The following is a 13,638-nucleotide window of genomic DNA, read 5'->3' as shown; positions in this document are numbered from 1 at the left end:
TTGAATCACGATCAAGCCCGAAGTGGAATCCTGAATATCAACAACCCCTAGAACGCCTGCCTGACCCAGTCTTCGTCGAACAGCAGCCGATAGGCCCACGGGATCGTGACGTTGGTTGGGACCGGGTTCGAGTGGGCGAGATAGTCGTCATAGATCGCCTTCATCCTGGTGTAGAAGGCCGGGTCCAGCACCATCATGCCGTTCTCCGAGTCGTGGAAGAAGCTGCGGTTGTTGAGATTGACCGAGGAGATGGCGACCAGCCTCTCGTCGATCATCATGATCTTGGAATGCAGCACGACATCGGGCGCCTTGAACTCGCGAATGTCGATGCGGTCGCCATACTTCTCTACGAACAGCTTGTTGAGCGCGGTGAGGAACCTGCCGCCAATATCGCCCTTGAGATCGATACGGCCGACAATGTCGATCCTGACGCCGCGGGCGAGCGCCCGGTCGAACGATTGGGCGAGCTTCGGCGTTAGGTTGAGGTAGGGATTGACGATCTGGATATGGTGCTGGGCGGCGTCGACCAGCTCGACGAAATAATCCTCCAGCGCATGGCCATCCGCGTAGGGCACGGAAATGAAGTGCCGCGCCGTGCCTGACGGGCGGCGGCCGTCGGACCGGACCGGAATGGAGAAGGGCCGTGCGATGTTGGTGTAGGCGTCGCGAAGCCACACTGTCGAGAGATGCGCGGCGAGCGCCTCGACCGTGGTCCGGTCGGTGAGCTCGATGTCGAAGTCGCTCCAGTTCGAATAGTAGTTCAACGAAAAGCCGTCGGTCCTGCCATATTGCTCCAGATCCGGATAGCGGGACAGATCGATCGGCTGGTGGAACAGGAAGCCGTCATGGATGTTGCGGCCGCCGATGATGACGCGCGAGCGCCCGGGATCCTCAGCCAGCGTTGCCAGCATCTTGATGTGGTGGGTCTTGTGCAATTGTGAGATCTGCTCGTCGATCGGCGCGCCCCGATCTGCACGCCAGCGATATTCCTGCAGCTCGACATTGGGGAATTCCGCCGCCAGCCGGCGCAGCAGCGCATCGTCCTTGTCGCGCTCCAGCACGTCGGTGACCAAAATGCGGACCTTGGTGCCGAGCGCGGCATGGTGGCGGATCAGCCGTTCGATGATGCGGCCGGAAAAATCGGCCTTGAACTCGAGCGAGGACAGGTAGATCAGCTTCAGCCTTGGCGCCTTCGAGAAGTCGAGAGGAAGCTCCGGATCGCCCCTGTCGATAGCGCTGTCGGGCAGCGGCGTTCCCATCAGCGCCTCGACCTTGGCGTTGAAGCCGTCGCGCGACTTGCGCAGCAGGCGCGGCTCTCCGATCGGCAAGGCGCAGGTCTGCGACAGCCAGCGGCTGGCGTAGAAGGCGCGGCTGAGCGGGTCGAGGCCCGTGGGGTCAGGCGTCGGGCAACGCTCGTAGCGGCTGTCGAAAGCGGCGAGAGCCGTGTCGGCGGTCTCTTCGCGCCGGATGGTGAGGGGCGCGCTGGCCGGGACAAGGCTGGAGCGGATTCTTGCGGTGCAGCGGTTCAGGCTGTCACTTGGGAACAGGCTGACCGTGTCGTCCTCGCCAGACAGACGAAAGCGGAATGCCATGCCTGCGGCAATGGTTCGCGAACCGGCGCCGTCGCGGAGCGCCAACGCGCCATCGCATGAGCCGTCGATCTCGGCCGGTTGCTTGCCCGCCTGGCGCAGCACGATCTCGACGCTGCGCGCCTGCAGGCCGGAAAAATCGAATGTCTTGGGCGCCGAAGGTCGTGCCGCGGCGTCGATGTAGAGCGTCTGCCGCGACACCCGCCAGCGCCCGTCGAAATGGCCATCGCCGCTGCCACCGCCGGCCGGCGGCAGATGCGTTTCGGCAACCGGTCCGGCCAGGTGCTGCAGCGTCCGGTAGGTCGCCTGGAAATCGCTGTTGCGGATCTCATGGCGGTCGTGGCCGAAAGGGCCGGTGCCGTTGGCCCGGTCCATGGCGCCGAGCTGGTGGTCGGCTAGCAGCGCCAGGAACCGCTTTTCATAGTCGCTTGTGCCGGCGTCGCCCAAAAATTGAGCGGCGGCGACCTGCGGCCCGGGCGTGCTGGCCGATAGCGAGGGGCGAGCGCAGGCCTCTTGGCCCTGCAGCAGGTCACACGCGTTGCGGCCAGGCGAGGCGGCACAGCCGGCAAGGACAATGAGCGTCAGCCCGGACAGGGCAACGACGATGGCTGCGCGGCAGTTCACCCGGTCGCCCCGGCCTTCAGGACGCTCAGTTGTGCCGGGTCGCGCGGCGGCATGAAGCCCTGCGGGAACACCTTGCAGACGGGGATGGCGAAAGTGGCGATCAGCAGCTCCGCCTCGCCGCGCATCTTGCGGGGTGCTGTCTTGTCGTCGCGTATCGTTTTCGCTGAGGCGACAAGGGCACCATCGCAATCGCAATGATTGTGGCGGGCGATGTAGCAAGCGTCATGGATCCGGCAGGCTGCGTCGAGGCGGTCGACCGGCCGCGCCGACAGATCGCCGGTGCGGGTGCCGGGGCCGCAATAATTGCCGAAGACGAAAGGCGATGGGCGCGCCATGGCATAGCGGATCGGCTTGGGCAGGTCGGCCCCCGGCACCTTGGTCCATGGATTGGCGCATGCGGAAAGGAAGAGCAGCGGCAGGATGGCAAGAACGGCTCGCATGTCTATCCGCGCCAGCTTTCTGAAATATTCCCCACCTGGCGATCTGCCCGTGGCGGCGACTGCGCGCCTGATGCCACACTGGCCGGTTTTGTGGCAAGGAAAAGGCGGCGTGTCTAAACGAACAGGCTTCTCTCCCGCTCCACCGCCTTGGTGATGAAGCTGGCGACGATCTGGACGCGGCGCAACGGCCGGACCGATTCGTGATAGACCAGCCAATAGGCGCGGCGGATGGGTGCGACCACGTCGACGGACACCAGTTCCGGCATCGATCGGGCGACGAAGGTGTGCAGAATGCCGATGCCGGCGCCCGAGCGCACCGCCTCGGCCTGGCCGAGTGCCGACGAGATGGCGAAGCTGGTGCGCCAATCCGGGCTGAACTCGGCCGCATAGTCGAGCGACGGGCTGACGATCAGGTCCGGCACATAGCCTATGAGCGTGTGCTGACCAAGCTCGGCGGCTGTCTTGGGCAAGCCATGTGCCTCGGCATAGGCGCGCGAGGCAAACAGGCCGAGCGAATAGTCGACCAGCTTTCCCGCCACCAGCCGCCCCTCCGTCGGCCGCTCGACGGTGATGGCGATGTCCGCCTCGCGTCGCGACAAGGAGAAGGAGCGCGGCACCGGCACAAGCTGGATCGTCAGTTCGCGGTGCAGGCCCGTCAGTGCGCCAAGACGCTTGGCCAGGAAGGCGACGCCAAACCCGTCCGGCGCGCCGATGCGCACCGTGCCGGAAACGTCGTCGCCCTCGCCGGCAACGGTCGAACGCGCGGCGATCATGTCGCCTTCCATGCGCTCGGCAATGTCGAGAAAGCGCTCGCCGGCCGGCGTCAGTTCGCTACCGGTGGTCAGCCGGCGAAACAGCTTTGTCCGCAGCGCATCCTCGAGTGCGGCGATGCGGCGCGAGACGGTGGCATGATTGAGCTCCAGCCGCCTGGCGGCGCCAAGGATCTGGCCGGCCCGCGCCACGGCCAGGAAGATGCGGACGTCATCCCAGTTCATGGGGATGGTCCACATGGCAACGATCAATGTCGCGTTCCTTCGCGTCCCCCTCTGTCCTGCCGGACATCTCCTCCTCAAGGGGGGAGATCGGCAACGGTGGGGGCGAACCTCTAACAGCCTTGACGATTTGCGAAAGCAGAGATGACAGCGCAATCTCCCCCCTGGAGGGGGAGATGTCCGGCAGGACAGAGGGGGGCGCGAAGGAACTCAACCTGTCAATCCGTAGGGCAGCGCTCGTGATAGTGCTTTTTGCGAGAATTGATGCTCTCCCGTCAATCGTTATCTACTTTCCGCACAACGGTTGCGTTCTCACTCGCGTTGCCATCCGCCGGGCAAAGGCGGACAATGCGCCATCACAAACCCAGGGAGAGAAATCATGATCGACTACGGTCATTTCATCGGCGGCAAGCATGTCGCCGGGACCAGCGGCCGCAAGCAGGATGTCATGCAGCCGATGGACGGCTCCGTGCGCGGCACGGTGGCGCTGGCTTCGCAGGCGGAACTGCGCGCGGCGGTCGAGAATGCCAAGGCAGCACAGCCCAAATGGGCGGCAACCAACCCGCAGCGCCGCGTGCGCGTGCTGATGAAGTTCCTCGAACTCGTCGCCCGCGACTATGACGAACTGGCCGATATCCTGGCGCGCGAGCATGGCAAGACGATCGCCGACGCCAAGGGCGACATCCAGCGCGGCCTCGAAGTGGTCGAGGTCTGCATCGGCGCACCGCATATGATGAAGGGGGAATTCACCGACGGCGCCGGCCCAGGCATCGACGTCTATTCGATGCGCCAGCCGCTCGGCGTCGTCGCCGGCATCACGCCGTTCAACTTCCCGGCGATGATCCCGCTGTGGAAGATCGCGCCGGCCATCGCCTGCGGCAATGCCTTCATCCTGAAGCCGTCGGAGCGCGACCCGGGCGTACCGATGCGCATCGCCGAACTGTTCATCGAAGCCGGCCTGCCGGCAGGCATCCTCAATGTCGTCAACGGCGACAAGGATGTGGTCGATGCCATCCTCGACGATCCCGACATCAAGGCCATCGGCTTTGTCGGCTCGACGCCGATCGCCCACTACATCTATTCGCGCGGCACCGCCGCAGGCAAGCGCGTGCAGTGCTTCGGTGGCGCCAAGAACCACATGATCATCATGCCCGATGCCGACATGGACCAGACCGTCGACGCGCTGATCGGCGCGGGCTACGGCTCGGCCGGCGAGCGCTGCATGGCGATCTCGGTGGCTGTCCCGGTCGGCAACGACACCGCCAACCGGCTGATGGAAAAGCTGATCCCGCGTGTCGAAAGCCTGAAGGTCGGACCTTCGACCGACTCTTCGGCCGATTTCGGCCCGCTGGTGACGGCGCAGGCGCTGGAGCGCGTCAAGGGCTACGTCGACACCGGCGTCAAGGAAGGCGCCAAGCTGGTCGTCGACGGCCGTGGCTTCTCCATGCAGGGCTACGAGGATGGCTACTATATGGGCGGCTGCCTGTTCGACAACGTCACAGCAGACATGCGCATCTACAAGGAAGAGATATTTGGTCCGGTGCTCTCGGTGGTGCGGGCGCTGACCTATGAGAGCGCGATCAAGCTCGCCAACGACCACGAGATGGGCAATGGCGTCGCCATCTTCACCCGTGACGGTGACGCGGCCCGCGACTTCGCCTCGCGGGTCCAGGTCGGCATGGTCGGCGTCAATGTGCCGATCCCGGTGCCGATCGCCTACTACACTTTCGGCGGCTGGAAGGCGTCCTCCTTCGGCGACCTCAACCAGCATGGCCCGGACGCGTTCCGCTTCTACACCAAGACCAAGACGGTCACCTCGCGCTGGCCGTCCGGCATCAAGGACGGTGCGGAGTTCGTCATCCCGACGATGAACTGACCGGACGATTCTTGCTTGCGCGTCCTCGCCTTCGGCTGCGGGCGCGCGGGCAGGCATCAATCCCGACAATGAACGGGTCCAGATTTGAAGACTGACAGCCAAAGGCCCGGGCTCAAAACCCGGGCCTTTTTGATTTCCAGTCGCGCGCCGTATCCGCTTGCACGCTAAAGTGATGGAACCGGGCGGCCAACTATCGCCTTGGGTTGCAATCCTGCCGCGACGAGGCGCGTCAGATCAAACAACGGCGCTGGTGACAGCTTCGGAATCATCGTGTAGCGCAAGGAGGTGTCAGATGACACGTCTCATGGCGACGCTGTTTTTTGCAGCGGCTTCTGCTTTTTGTGCCGCCCCGGCATCGGCTGGGCAATGCGCGGCCCGCGTGGATATGGTCAAGGCGCTCGGCGACAAGTACCACGAAAGTGAGACGGCGCGGGGCCTAGTCAACCCGAGCGTGGTTCTCGAAATCTTCGTTTCCGACCAGGGCACATGGACCATCCTGGCCACCGACACGCATGGTCAGAGTTGCGTCATCACGGCGGGCGAAGGTTGGGATGGCATCCTGATGGCGGCATTGCCGGGCGCCTGAACGGGACAAGCCTTCGACGCCCTGCTGAAATGGGCGGCGCTTCCCGATCCCGCGGAAACCTGACGCGGATCGTCGCCCTGCAGCGCGCCGCCAGGACCGAAATGCTGCTTGTTTTCGGATCAGGGCCTCACCATATCGAATCCAGGGAATGCGATAAGAATTCCCAGACGACAGACCGGAAACCAGAAGGAGTGACGTGATGAAGACGTCGGACCCGGCCTGGAACGCTCCGGCATATTGAGGCTGCCCATGTGCCTCCCTTTGCCGGAACGTGAAGGCGAAGGAGGTGCCAAATGGCACACAAATTTTCGTTTCGATGGATCAGGATGGCCGTGATCGGCACCGCGCTGGCGCTGTCGACGCTGTCGGCACAGGCGCAATTCATCTGCGGCGGCCACAGCGACCTTGTCGCGGGACTGGCGCAGGCCTTCCAGCAAAAGCAGATCGGCTACGGTGTGGTCGGGCAAGCTGCCATTGTCGAGATCTATGTCTCGGCAAGTGGGACATGGACCATGCTGGTGACCGACGTGCAGGGCCGAAGCTGCATCTTCGCGACCGGTGACGGATGGGAGAATACCGTCTCCGTCACCGCGACGGCGCAAGGGATCTGAACCGCCCGATCAGCGGCGGGTAGCGGCCACCTCGGCGTGGCCGCGCAGCAGTGCGATCAGCCGCTTGGCATCTTTGGCCGCGGCCTCCTCGTCGCCCTCGAGGATCGAGCGGATCAGCGCGACATGATGCTCGGCCGATTCGGCAAGCCCGGTGTCGGCCTTGTAGCGGAACCAGAAACGGCGGCTGTGGGTTTGCAAGGGAGCCGCCAGGCGGGCGGCGAAGGGATTGTCAGCGGCCAGCGCCAGAGCGTCGTCGAGCGCCTTGTCGGCCTGGATGAAGGAAAGCACGTTGCCGGAGATCACCGCCTTCTGCATGGCCAGGGCTGCTTCGTGAAACATGTCGGCGGCTTCGCGGGTGACGAAGCGGGCGGCCGACCGGGCCAGCACCACCTCGACGCCGCGGCGCGCATCGAGCACACGCAGCCAGTCGCCGGGATGCAGCGGAGCGATCGCGATGCCGGCGCGCGGCCGCACGTCGAGCAGTCCTTCCCAGGCCAGCCGCTGGATTGCCTCGCGCACCGGCGTGCGGCCAAGCGCCAGCCTTTCGATCAAGGCGCCCTCGGTGACGAAGCTCGCGGGTGCCAGTTCCAGCGTGACGATCATGTGCTCGAGCACGCGGTAGGCTTTGGCCGCCGCCGGCTCGAATGCAATGCTTGAGTCCGTGGATATCAAAGGCGATCTCCTGATATATTCAGGATATATCATAAGAGATTCCGCATTGACAGGCGAATTTCTAGCAGATATACCACTGATATATCAGATGGAGAAATGACCATGTGGACCGGAGTTTTCCCCGCCGTCACGACCAAATTCACTGCCGACGACCGCCTCGACCATGCCGAGATGGAGCGCTGCTTTGCCCTGCAGATGGAGGCCGGCTGCGACGGCATCATCGTCTGCGGATCGCTCGGCGAAGGGCCGATGCTGTCGCCTGACGAGAAGATCGAGGTGCTGAAGACCGCGCAGAAGGTCGCCGGCAAGAAGCCGGTGCTGCTGACGGTCAATGAGGCCGGCACCCGCGAGGCGGCCAGCATTGCGCGCCGCGCCGCCAAGGAAGGTGCCAACGGCCTGATGGTGGTGCCGAGCCCGATCTATCACACCAATGCGGAGGAGACGGTCGCAGCGCTGCGCGCTGTCGCGGAGGCTGGCGACCTGCCGGTCATGATCTACTCCAACCGGCTCGCCTACCGCGTCGACGTCACCGTCGACCAGATGGAGGAGCTGGCATCGGACAAGCGTTTCGTCGCCATCAAGGAATCCTCCGACGACATCCGCCGCTCGACCGAGATCATCAATCGCTTGGGCACTCGCTACGACCTGTTCACCGGCGTCGACAATCTCGCTTTCGAGGCGCTGTCGGTCGGCGCCATCGGCTGGGTCGCCGGACTGGTCACCGCGTTTCCGCGCGAGACTGTCGCCATCTACCAGCTGATGAAGCAGGGCCGCCGCGAAGAGGCTCTCGCCATCTACCGTTGGTTCCGGCCGTTGCTCGATCTCGACGTCTCGACCTATCTGGTGCAGAACATCAAGCTTGCCGAAGTGTTCGCCATTCAAACCAATGACCGCGTGCGCATGCCGCGCCAGCCGCTGTCGGGCGAACGCCGCAAGGCAGTCGAAAAGATCGTCAAGGGCGCGCTGGCGGTTCGGCCGACACTGCCGCAGTTCTGAAGCTTTCTTCTCCCCTTCATAGGGAGAAGGTGGCGGCAGCCAGAAGAGAGGCAGCGCCTACGTGCACGGAAGTTCGAAGTCGACAGAAGAGGGGCGCCGCCCCTCAGCCCTTCGGGCATCTTCTCCCCGTGAACGGGGAGAAGGGGAAGACATTGCCATAATCGGTGGCGGCATCATCGGCATCTGCGCCGCCGCCTGTCTTGCCGAGGCGGGGCGCAAGGTCACGATCTTCGATCGCACCGGCATTTGCGAGGAAACGAGTTCCGGAAACGCCGCCGCCTTCGCCTTCTCCGACGTGCTGCCGATGGCACACAAGGGCATGATCCGGCAGTTGCCGAAATGGCTGGCCGACCCACTCGGCCCGCTCAGCATCCCGCCCGCGTATCTGCCAAAGCTGCTGCCCTGGCTGATCCGCTTCTGGCGTGCCGGCGCGCCGGCAAAATATGAAGCGAGCCTCGCCGCCCAGGCGGGCATGATGAAGCTTGCCGAAGCCGAATGGATGGGCTTGCTCGATCGCTCCGGCACGCGCGGCATGCTGCGCGAGGACGGCTCGCTCGAACTCTACGAGAGCGAGGCCGAGTTCCGCGCCTCGCTGCCCGGCTGGGCCGCGCGGGAGCGCTTCGACATTGGTTTTCGCCATGTCGAGGGCGATGAACTTGCAGCCCTGCAGCCTGGGCTCTCGCCACGCTTCGTCAAGGGCACGTTCGTGCCGGGATGGAAGACGGTCGCCGATCCAAAACTGCTCGGCAAGGCGGTATGGGCCTACGCGCAGACCAGGGGCGCGCGCTTTGAAATGGCCCGGATCGAGCGCGTCGGGGCGGATGAGGATGGCGCCACATTGACGCTGGCCGACGGAACGACCAGGCGGGCCCGACATCTTGTCGTCGCCGCCGGCGCCTGGTCGCATCTGCTGGCGAGGCAATTCGGCGATCGCATTCCGCTGGAGACCGAGCGTGGCTACAACACGACGCTGCCGAAGGCTGCCTTCGACGTGAAGCGGCAGCTGATCTTCTCCGGCCACGGCTTCGTCATCACGCCGCTCGAAGCCGGCTTGCGCGTCGGCGGCGCGGTCGAACTTGGCGGCATCGAGAGGCCGCCCAACTATGCGCGATCGAAGGCCCTGCTGCAGAAGGCGCAAAACTTCCTGCCGGGGCTCGATCCGACCGGCGGGCGCGAATGGATGGGGTTCCGTCCCTCGCTGCCGGATTCGGTGCCCGTCATAGGACGCGTGTCGGGAAACCGGCCGGTGGTCTATGCCTTCGGCCATGGCCATCTCGGCCTGACCCAGGCGGCAGCCACCGGACGGTTGATCCGCGATCTCGTCCTGGGGCAGACTCCGCCGATCGATCTGGGGCCCTTCAGTCCACAACGATTCTGATTTTTTCGGGTTTTGATTTTTCGAGGAGCGTCATGGCCAAGAAATCCTTCTTCTGCATAGACGGCCACACTTGCGGCAATCCGGTGCGGCTGGTCGCCGGCGGCGGCCCGCTGCTGCAGGGGTCGACGATGATGGAGCGGCGCGCGCACTTCCTCGCCGAGTATGACTGGATCCGCACCGGGCTGATGTTCGAACCGCGCGGTCATGACGTGATGTCAGGCTCGATCCTCTATCCGCCGACGCGCGAGGATTGCGATATCGCCATCCTGTTCATCGAAACCTCGGGCTGCCTGCCGATGTGCGGCCATGGCACCATCGGCACGGTGACGATGGCGATCGAGCACGGGCTGATCAAGCCGAAGACGCCGGGCGTGCTCAGGCTCGATACGCCGGCCGGTCTGGTCATCGCCGAGTACAAACAGGTCGGCGACTATGTCGAGGAGGTGCGCATCACCAACGTGCCGTCCTTCCTCCATGCCGAAGGCTTGACGGTCGAGTGTCCGCAACTCGGCGAAATCACCGTCGATGTCGCCTATGGCGGCAATTTCTACGCCATCGTCGAGCCACAGAGGAACTATCGCGACATGGCAGACTATTCGGCCGGCGACTTCATCGCCTGGAGCCCGGTGGTGCGGCAGCGGCTCAACGAAAAATATTCCTTCGTGCATCCCGAGAACCCGGGCATCAACCGGCTGTCGCACATGCTGTGGACTGGCAAGCCGACCGTGGAGGGCGCGGACGCCCGCAATGCCGTCTTCTATGGCGACAAGGCGATCGATCGCTCACCGTGCGGCACCGGCACCTCGGCGCGCATGGCGCAGCTTCATGCCAAGGGCAAGCTCAAGGCCGGCGACAGCTTCGTCCATGAATCGATCATCGGTTCGCTGTTCAAGGGCAAGGTCGAAAAGGACGTCACCGTGGCGGGCAAGCCGGCCATTATTCCCTCGATCGGCGGTTGGGCACGGATGACTGGGTTGAACACCATCTTCATCGACGACCGCGATCCGTTCGCGCATGGCTTCGTCGTCAAGTGATATCGACAGGCTTTCTTTGCATGTCGCCCAAAGGGGGCGCCGGTTTAGGCGAACGACATGCAAGGACCTAAGGCCGATCCGCTTCGGCATCGACCGAAACCTCCCGGCGAAACCAATCGGCGAAGGTAAACGCGGCAGGCGAGGCATCCACCGACATCGTCAGGAAGTAGCCCTTGTCGCGGTTGGTAGCGAGCTGTGACAGAACAATCAGATCGCCCCGCTTCAGTTCGTCCCGAAAAACGTCCACGGGACAAAGCGCCACGCCGTGGCCGGCGATGACCGCCGTTGCCAGAATGTTGAAGTCGGCGAAGACGGGTCCGTTGCCAATGTCGACATTGGGCAGTCCGGCCTCGGAGAACCACTCGCGCCAGCCGTGACGGGTCTCGTCATGCAGCAGGTCAGCGCCCGCTATTCCCGCGGCTGTTCGCAGATGGTCCCTGCCGGCGAAGTAATAGGGGCTGCACACCGGTCGGTTCAGGCGTGAAAACAGCTTGAGGCTGGTAACGCCGGGAGTGGTATCCGCCCCAAGCGTGATCAGCACGTCGTTCTCGCCATCGCCGAGCCTTTCCTCTGCTCGGGCATAGGCCACCCGCATGCCGATATCGGGATGGCTGGCGGTGAAGTCCGGCAGGCGGGGCACGAGCCAACGGCTGGCAATGGAAGGTATGCAGCCTACCGATACGGTCGCCACGGCCGCATTGCGCCTGATACGCCGGCATGTGGCGCCGAGTTCGGCAAGTGCCCCGCTCGCCGAGGCCTGCAGGACAACCCCGGCATCCGTCAGCCGTACCTTGCGCGCCTCCCGGTGGAAGAGCGTCACGCCCAACCACTCCTCCAGCCGCCTTATCTGGTGACTGATGGCCGGGTGAGTGACGTGCAGCTCCTCTGCGGCAGCGGAAAAACTGAGATGGCGCGCAGCGGCCTCGAAAGCACGGACGGCGTTCAGCGGGATGTAGTCCATATGTAAAATTTACTAACATATCGGGTGAAAAGCAATCATTTGAAGGCGCGCATGTCTTGCGGCATTTCTGCAATCGGACTTCGGGGCAAGCGCAGATGCAACGAAGATTCCGGGCTTTTGACGATATGCAGGGAAAACGATCATGTTCACCAGACAATTGGCTGATGTAGAAAAATCTGACTTCTTCGTGGATTGGGGCAATGGCACCAGCCACCGCCTGCTGACACAAAAGGACGGCATGGGGTTCACCGTCTGCCATACCGTTGTGCGTGCAGGCAGCGAATCGCGCCTCCACTATCGACGGCATTTCGAGGCCTGCTACTGCATCGCCGGCGCCGGCGAGGTCGAAGACATGTCCGGTGGAGTGCATCGTATCGAGCCAGGCACGATCTATGTGCTCGATGAACATGACGATCATTATCTGCGTGCCGATGCCGCCGGCGACATGATCCTGGTCAGCGTCTTCAATCCTCCACTTGATGGCACCGAGCGGCATGTCCTGAGCGAGAATGGCGGATCCGCCTACTGAGTCCCGAGGAGCCATCGTTGCCTCGATCGGCGGCCGGTCGCCGATTACCGGATGAACACCAGCTTCATCGACGACCACGATCCGGTTCGCGCATCGTTTTGTGGTTAGCTAAGGGGAATCCTGACCCAAGGGAAAGCAACGGAACGAAAAACGGATCGTGTCAGGAACGCAACGATTCCTCTCATCACCTAGTTTTGACGGTGATTTCTTCGAAATGGGGCGCATGATGTGGTCGAATCGTCAAAGACATTGCGTTATGCCAATGGTAGGGTCCGCGATAGTCCAAGGGGCCGGATGGGAAAAACGGGCAATCGAACGGCGTGCCGGCAAAACACGCATGACGGTTGAAAAATGACGTTGCAATCCGGGCTCGAAACTTTACGACTAGGGGAAATACGAAAAGGAATGCGTCTGCATGGGCGACATTCCAGGGGAGCCACGTACACATGCAGTACTTTGTCCAGCAGCTTATCAACGGGCTGACGCTGGGATCGATCTATGGGCTGATCGCGATCGGCTACACGATGGTCTACGGCATCATCGGCATGATCAACTTCGCCCATGGCGACATCTTCATGGTGGGCGCCTTCACGGCGCTGATCGTCTTCCTCGTCCTCGGTGCACTGTTCTATTCGGTGCCCGTCGTCATCGCGCTGCTGGTCATGATGATCGTGGCGATGCTGCTCACCAGCCTCTACAACTGGACGATCGAGAAGGTGGCCTACCGGCCGCTGCGCGGTTCGTTCCGGCTGGCGCCGCTGATCACCGCGATCGGCATGTCGATCGCGCTGTCGAACTTCGTCCAGGTGACGCAAGGGCCGCGCAACAAGCCGATCCCGCCGATGGTCAGCCAAGTCTATAACATCAACGGCATCAGCGTGTCGCTGAAGCAGATCATCATCGTTCTCGTCACGGCGGCGCTCCTGGCGCTGTTCTGGTACCTGGTCAACAGGACATCACTGGGTCGAGCGCAAAGAGCGTGCGAGCAGGACCGCAAGATGGCCGCACTGCTCGGCATCGACGTCGACCGCACGATCTCGATCACCTTCATAATGGGTGCCGCGCTCGCCGCAGTCGCTGGCACCTTGTTCCTGATGTATTACGGCGTCATTGCCTTCTCGGACGGCTTCACGCCGGGTGTGAAAGCGTTCACGGCGGCCGTGCTGGGCGGCATCGGTTCGCTGCCGGGCGCGGTGCTCGGCGGGCTGATGATCGGCTTCATCGAAAGCATGTGGTCGGCGTATTTCTCGATCGATTACAAGGACGTCGCCGCGTTCTCGATCCTGGCGATCGTGCTGATCTTCCTGCCTTCCGGCATTCTGGGCCGGCCAGAAGTCGAAAAGGTCTGAG

At 63.3% G+C, this 13,638-nt stretch carries 13 protein-coding genes; 8 read left to right on the top strand and 5 right to left on the bottom strand.

Features of this window, described 5'->3' with window-relative positions:
* Window positions 1–47 precede the first annotated feature (47 nt).
* The 3 genes from AC07FD_RS33225 to AC07FD_RS33215 form a co-directional block, all read right to left on the bottom strand.
* Window positions 48–2,213 (bottom strand): phospholipase D-like domain-containing protein, encoded by a 2,166-nt coding sequence (locus AC07FD_RS33225; RefSeq protein ID WP_478353276.1) that lies wholly within the window; start codon window positions 2,211–2,213, stop codon window positions 48–50.
* A complete protein-coding gene (locus AC07FD_RS33220; RefSeq protein WP_478353275.1) occupies window positions 2,210–2,653 on the bottom strand; it encodes a hypothetical protein in 444 nt (147 codons plus the stop codon). The genes AC07FD_RS33225 and AC07FD_RS33220 overlap by 4 nt, the downstream gene beginning before the upstream one ends.
* Before the next feature lie 113 nt (window positions 2,654–2,766).
* Window positions 2,767–3,648, bottom strand: coding sequence for a LysR family transcriptional regulator (locus tag AC07FD_RS33215; protein WP_478353274.1), 882 nt, complete (start codon window positions 3,646–3,648; stop codon window positions 2,767–2,769).
* A 376-nt stretch (window positions 3,649–4,024) separates the two neighbouring features.
* On the opposite strand from AC07FD_RS33215, the gene AC07FD_RS33210 reads away from it, so the two are divergent.
* The 3 genes from AC07FD_RS33210 to AC07FD_RS33200 all read left to right on the top strand — a co-directional run bounded on the left by AC07FD_RS33210 (window position 4,025) and on the right by AC07FD_RS33200 (window position 6,718).
* Complete coding sequence (locus tag AC07FD_RS33210) at window positions 4,025–5,521, top strand: CoA-acylating methylmalonate-semialdehyde dehydrogenase (RefSeq protein ID WP_478353273.1); 1,497 nt, start codon at window positions 4,025–4,027, stop codon at window positions 5,519–5,521.
* 292 nt (window positions 5,522–5,813) lie between these two features.
* Entirely contained in the window at window positions 5,814–6,107 is a 294-nt protein-coding gene (locus AC07FD_RS33205; protein ID WP_478353272.1) for a hypothetical protein, read from the top strand.
* A 293-nt stretch (window positions 6,108–6,400) separates the two neighbouring features.
* Window positions 6,401–6,718 carry a hypothetical protein gene (locus AC07FD_RS33200; protein ID WP_246461438.1) on the top strand — a complete coding sequence of 106 codons (318 nt, stop codon included), beginning with the start codon at window positions 6,401–6,403 and terminating at the stop codon, window positions 6,716–6,718.
* Between the two features lie 9 nt (window positions 6,719–6,727).
* Here the strand turns inward: AC07FD_RS33200 and AC07FD_RS33195 are convergent, their stop codons facing one another.
* The gene (locus tag AC07FD_RS33195; protein ID WP_478353271.1) at window positions 6,728–7,423 is read right to left on the bottom strand and encodes a GntR family transcriptional regulator; all 696 of its coding nucleotides are present in this window, start codon (window positions 7,421–7,423) and stop codon (window positions 6,728–6,730) included.
* A gap of 69 nt (window positions 7,424–7,492) precedes the next feature.
* Here AC07FD_RS33195 and AC07FD_RS33190 point away from each other — a divergent pair, with 69 nt between their 5' ends.
* The 3 genes from AC07FD_RS33190 to AC07FD_RS33180 all read left to right on the top strand — a co-directional run bounded on the left by AC07FD_RS33190 (window position 7,493) and on the right by AC07FD_RS33180 (window position 10,798).
* Window positions 7,493–8,386, top strand: coding sequence for a dihydrodipicolinate synthase family protein (locus tag AC07FD_RS33190; RefSeq protein WP_478353270.1), 894 nt, complete (start codon window positions 7,493–7,495; stop codon window positions 8,384–8,386).
* Window positions 8,387–8,447: 61 nt separating this feature from the next.
* Entirely contained in the window at window positions 8,448–9,764 is a 1,317-nt protein-coding gene (locus AC07FD_RS33185) for an NAD(P)/FAD-dependent oxidoreductase (RefSeq protein ID WP_478353269.1), read from the top strand.
* A 32-nt stretch (window positions 9,765–9,796) separates the two neighbouring features.
* Window positions 9,797–10,798, top strand: a complete 1,002-nt coding sequence (locus tag AC07FD_RS33180; RefSeq protein WP_478353268.1) for a 4-hydroxyproline epimerase — start codon at window positions 9,797–9,799, stop codon at window positions 10,796–10,798.
* Between the two features lie 67 nt (window positions 10,799–10,865).
* On the opposite strand, the gene AC07FD_RS33175 is transcribed toward AC07FD_RS33180, so the two are convergent.
* Entirely contained in the window at window positions 10,866–11,759 is an 894-nt protein-coding gene (locus tag AC07FD_RS33175) for a LysR substrate-binding domain-containing protein (protein ID WP_478353267.1), read from the bottom strand.
* 142 nt (window positions 11,760–11,901) lie between these two features.
* On the opposite strand from AC07FD_RS33175, the gene AC07FD_RS33170 reads away from it, so the two are divergent.
* Complete coding sequence (locus AC07FD_RS33170) at window positions 11,902–12,288, top strand: ectoine synthase (protein WP_095084210.1); 387 nt, start codon at window positions 11,902–11,904, stop codon at window positions 12,286–12,288.
* Window positions 12,289–12,734: 446 nt separating this feature from the next.
* Window positions 12,735–13,637, top strand: coding sequence for a branched-chain amino acid ABC transporter permease (locus AC07FD_RS33165; protein ID WP_095084211.1), 903 nt, complete (start codon window positions 12,735–12,737; stop codon window positions 13,635–13,637).
* Window position 13,638: the final 1 nt, after the last annotated feature.

The organism is Mesorhizobium waitakense (genome assembly GCF_056431085.1).
Note: the sequence above shows the minus strand (reverse complement) of the source record. Positions and strands in the feature narration are given on the sequence as shown.

Coding starts and splice junctions, on each gene's coding strand:
- AC07FD_RS33220 (WP_478353275.1), bottom strand. CDS start 2,653: ATGCGAGCCGTTCTTGCCATCCTGCCGCTGCTCTTCCTTTCCGCATGC.
- AC07FD_RS33205 (WP_478353272.1), top strand. CDS start 5,814: ATGACACGTCTCATGGCGACGCTGTTTTTTGCAGCGGCTTCTGCTTTT.
- AC07FD_RS33195 (WP_478353271.1), bottom strand. CDS start 7,423: ATGATATATCCTGAATATATCAGGAGATCGCCTTTGATATCCACGGAC.
- AC07FD_RS33215 (WP_478353274.1), bottom strand. CDS start 3,648: ATGAACTGGGATGACGTCCGCATCTTCCTGGCCGTGGCGCGGGCCGGC.
- AC07FD_RS33210 (WP_478353273.1), top strand. CDS start 4,025: ATGATCGACTACGGTCATTTCATCGGCGGCAAGCATGTCGCCGGGACC.
- AC07FD_RS33165 (WP_095084211.1), top strand. CDS start 12,735: ATGCAGTACTTTGTCCAGCAGCTTATCAACGGGCTGACGCTGGGATCG.
- AC07FD_RS33175 (WP_478353267.1), bottom strand. CDS start 11,759: ATGGACTACATCCCGCTGAACGCCGTCCGTGCTTTCGAGGCCGCTGCG.
- AC07FD_RS33180 (WP_478353268.1), top strand. CDS start 9,797: ATGGCCAAGAAATCCTTCTTCTGCATAGACGGCCACACTTGCGGCAAT.
- AC07FD_RS33200 (WP_246461438.1), top strand. CDS start 6,401: ATGGCACACAAATTTTCGTTTCGATGGATCAGGATGGCCGTGATCGGC.
- AC07FD_RS33190 (WP_478353270.1), top strand. CDS start 7,493: ATGTGGACCGGAGTTTTCCCCGCCGTCACGACCAAATTCACTGCCGAC.
- AC07FD_RS33170 (WP_095084210.1), top strand. CDS start 11,902: ATGTTCACCAGACAATTGGCTGATGTAGAAAAATCTGACTTCTTCGTG.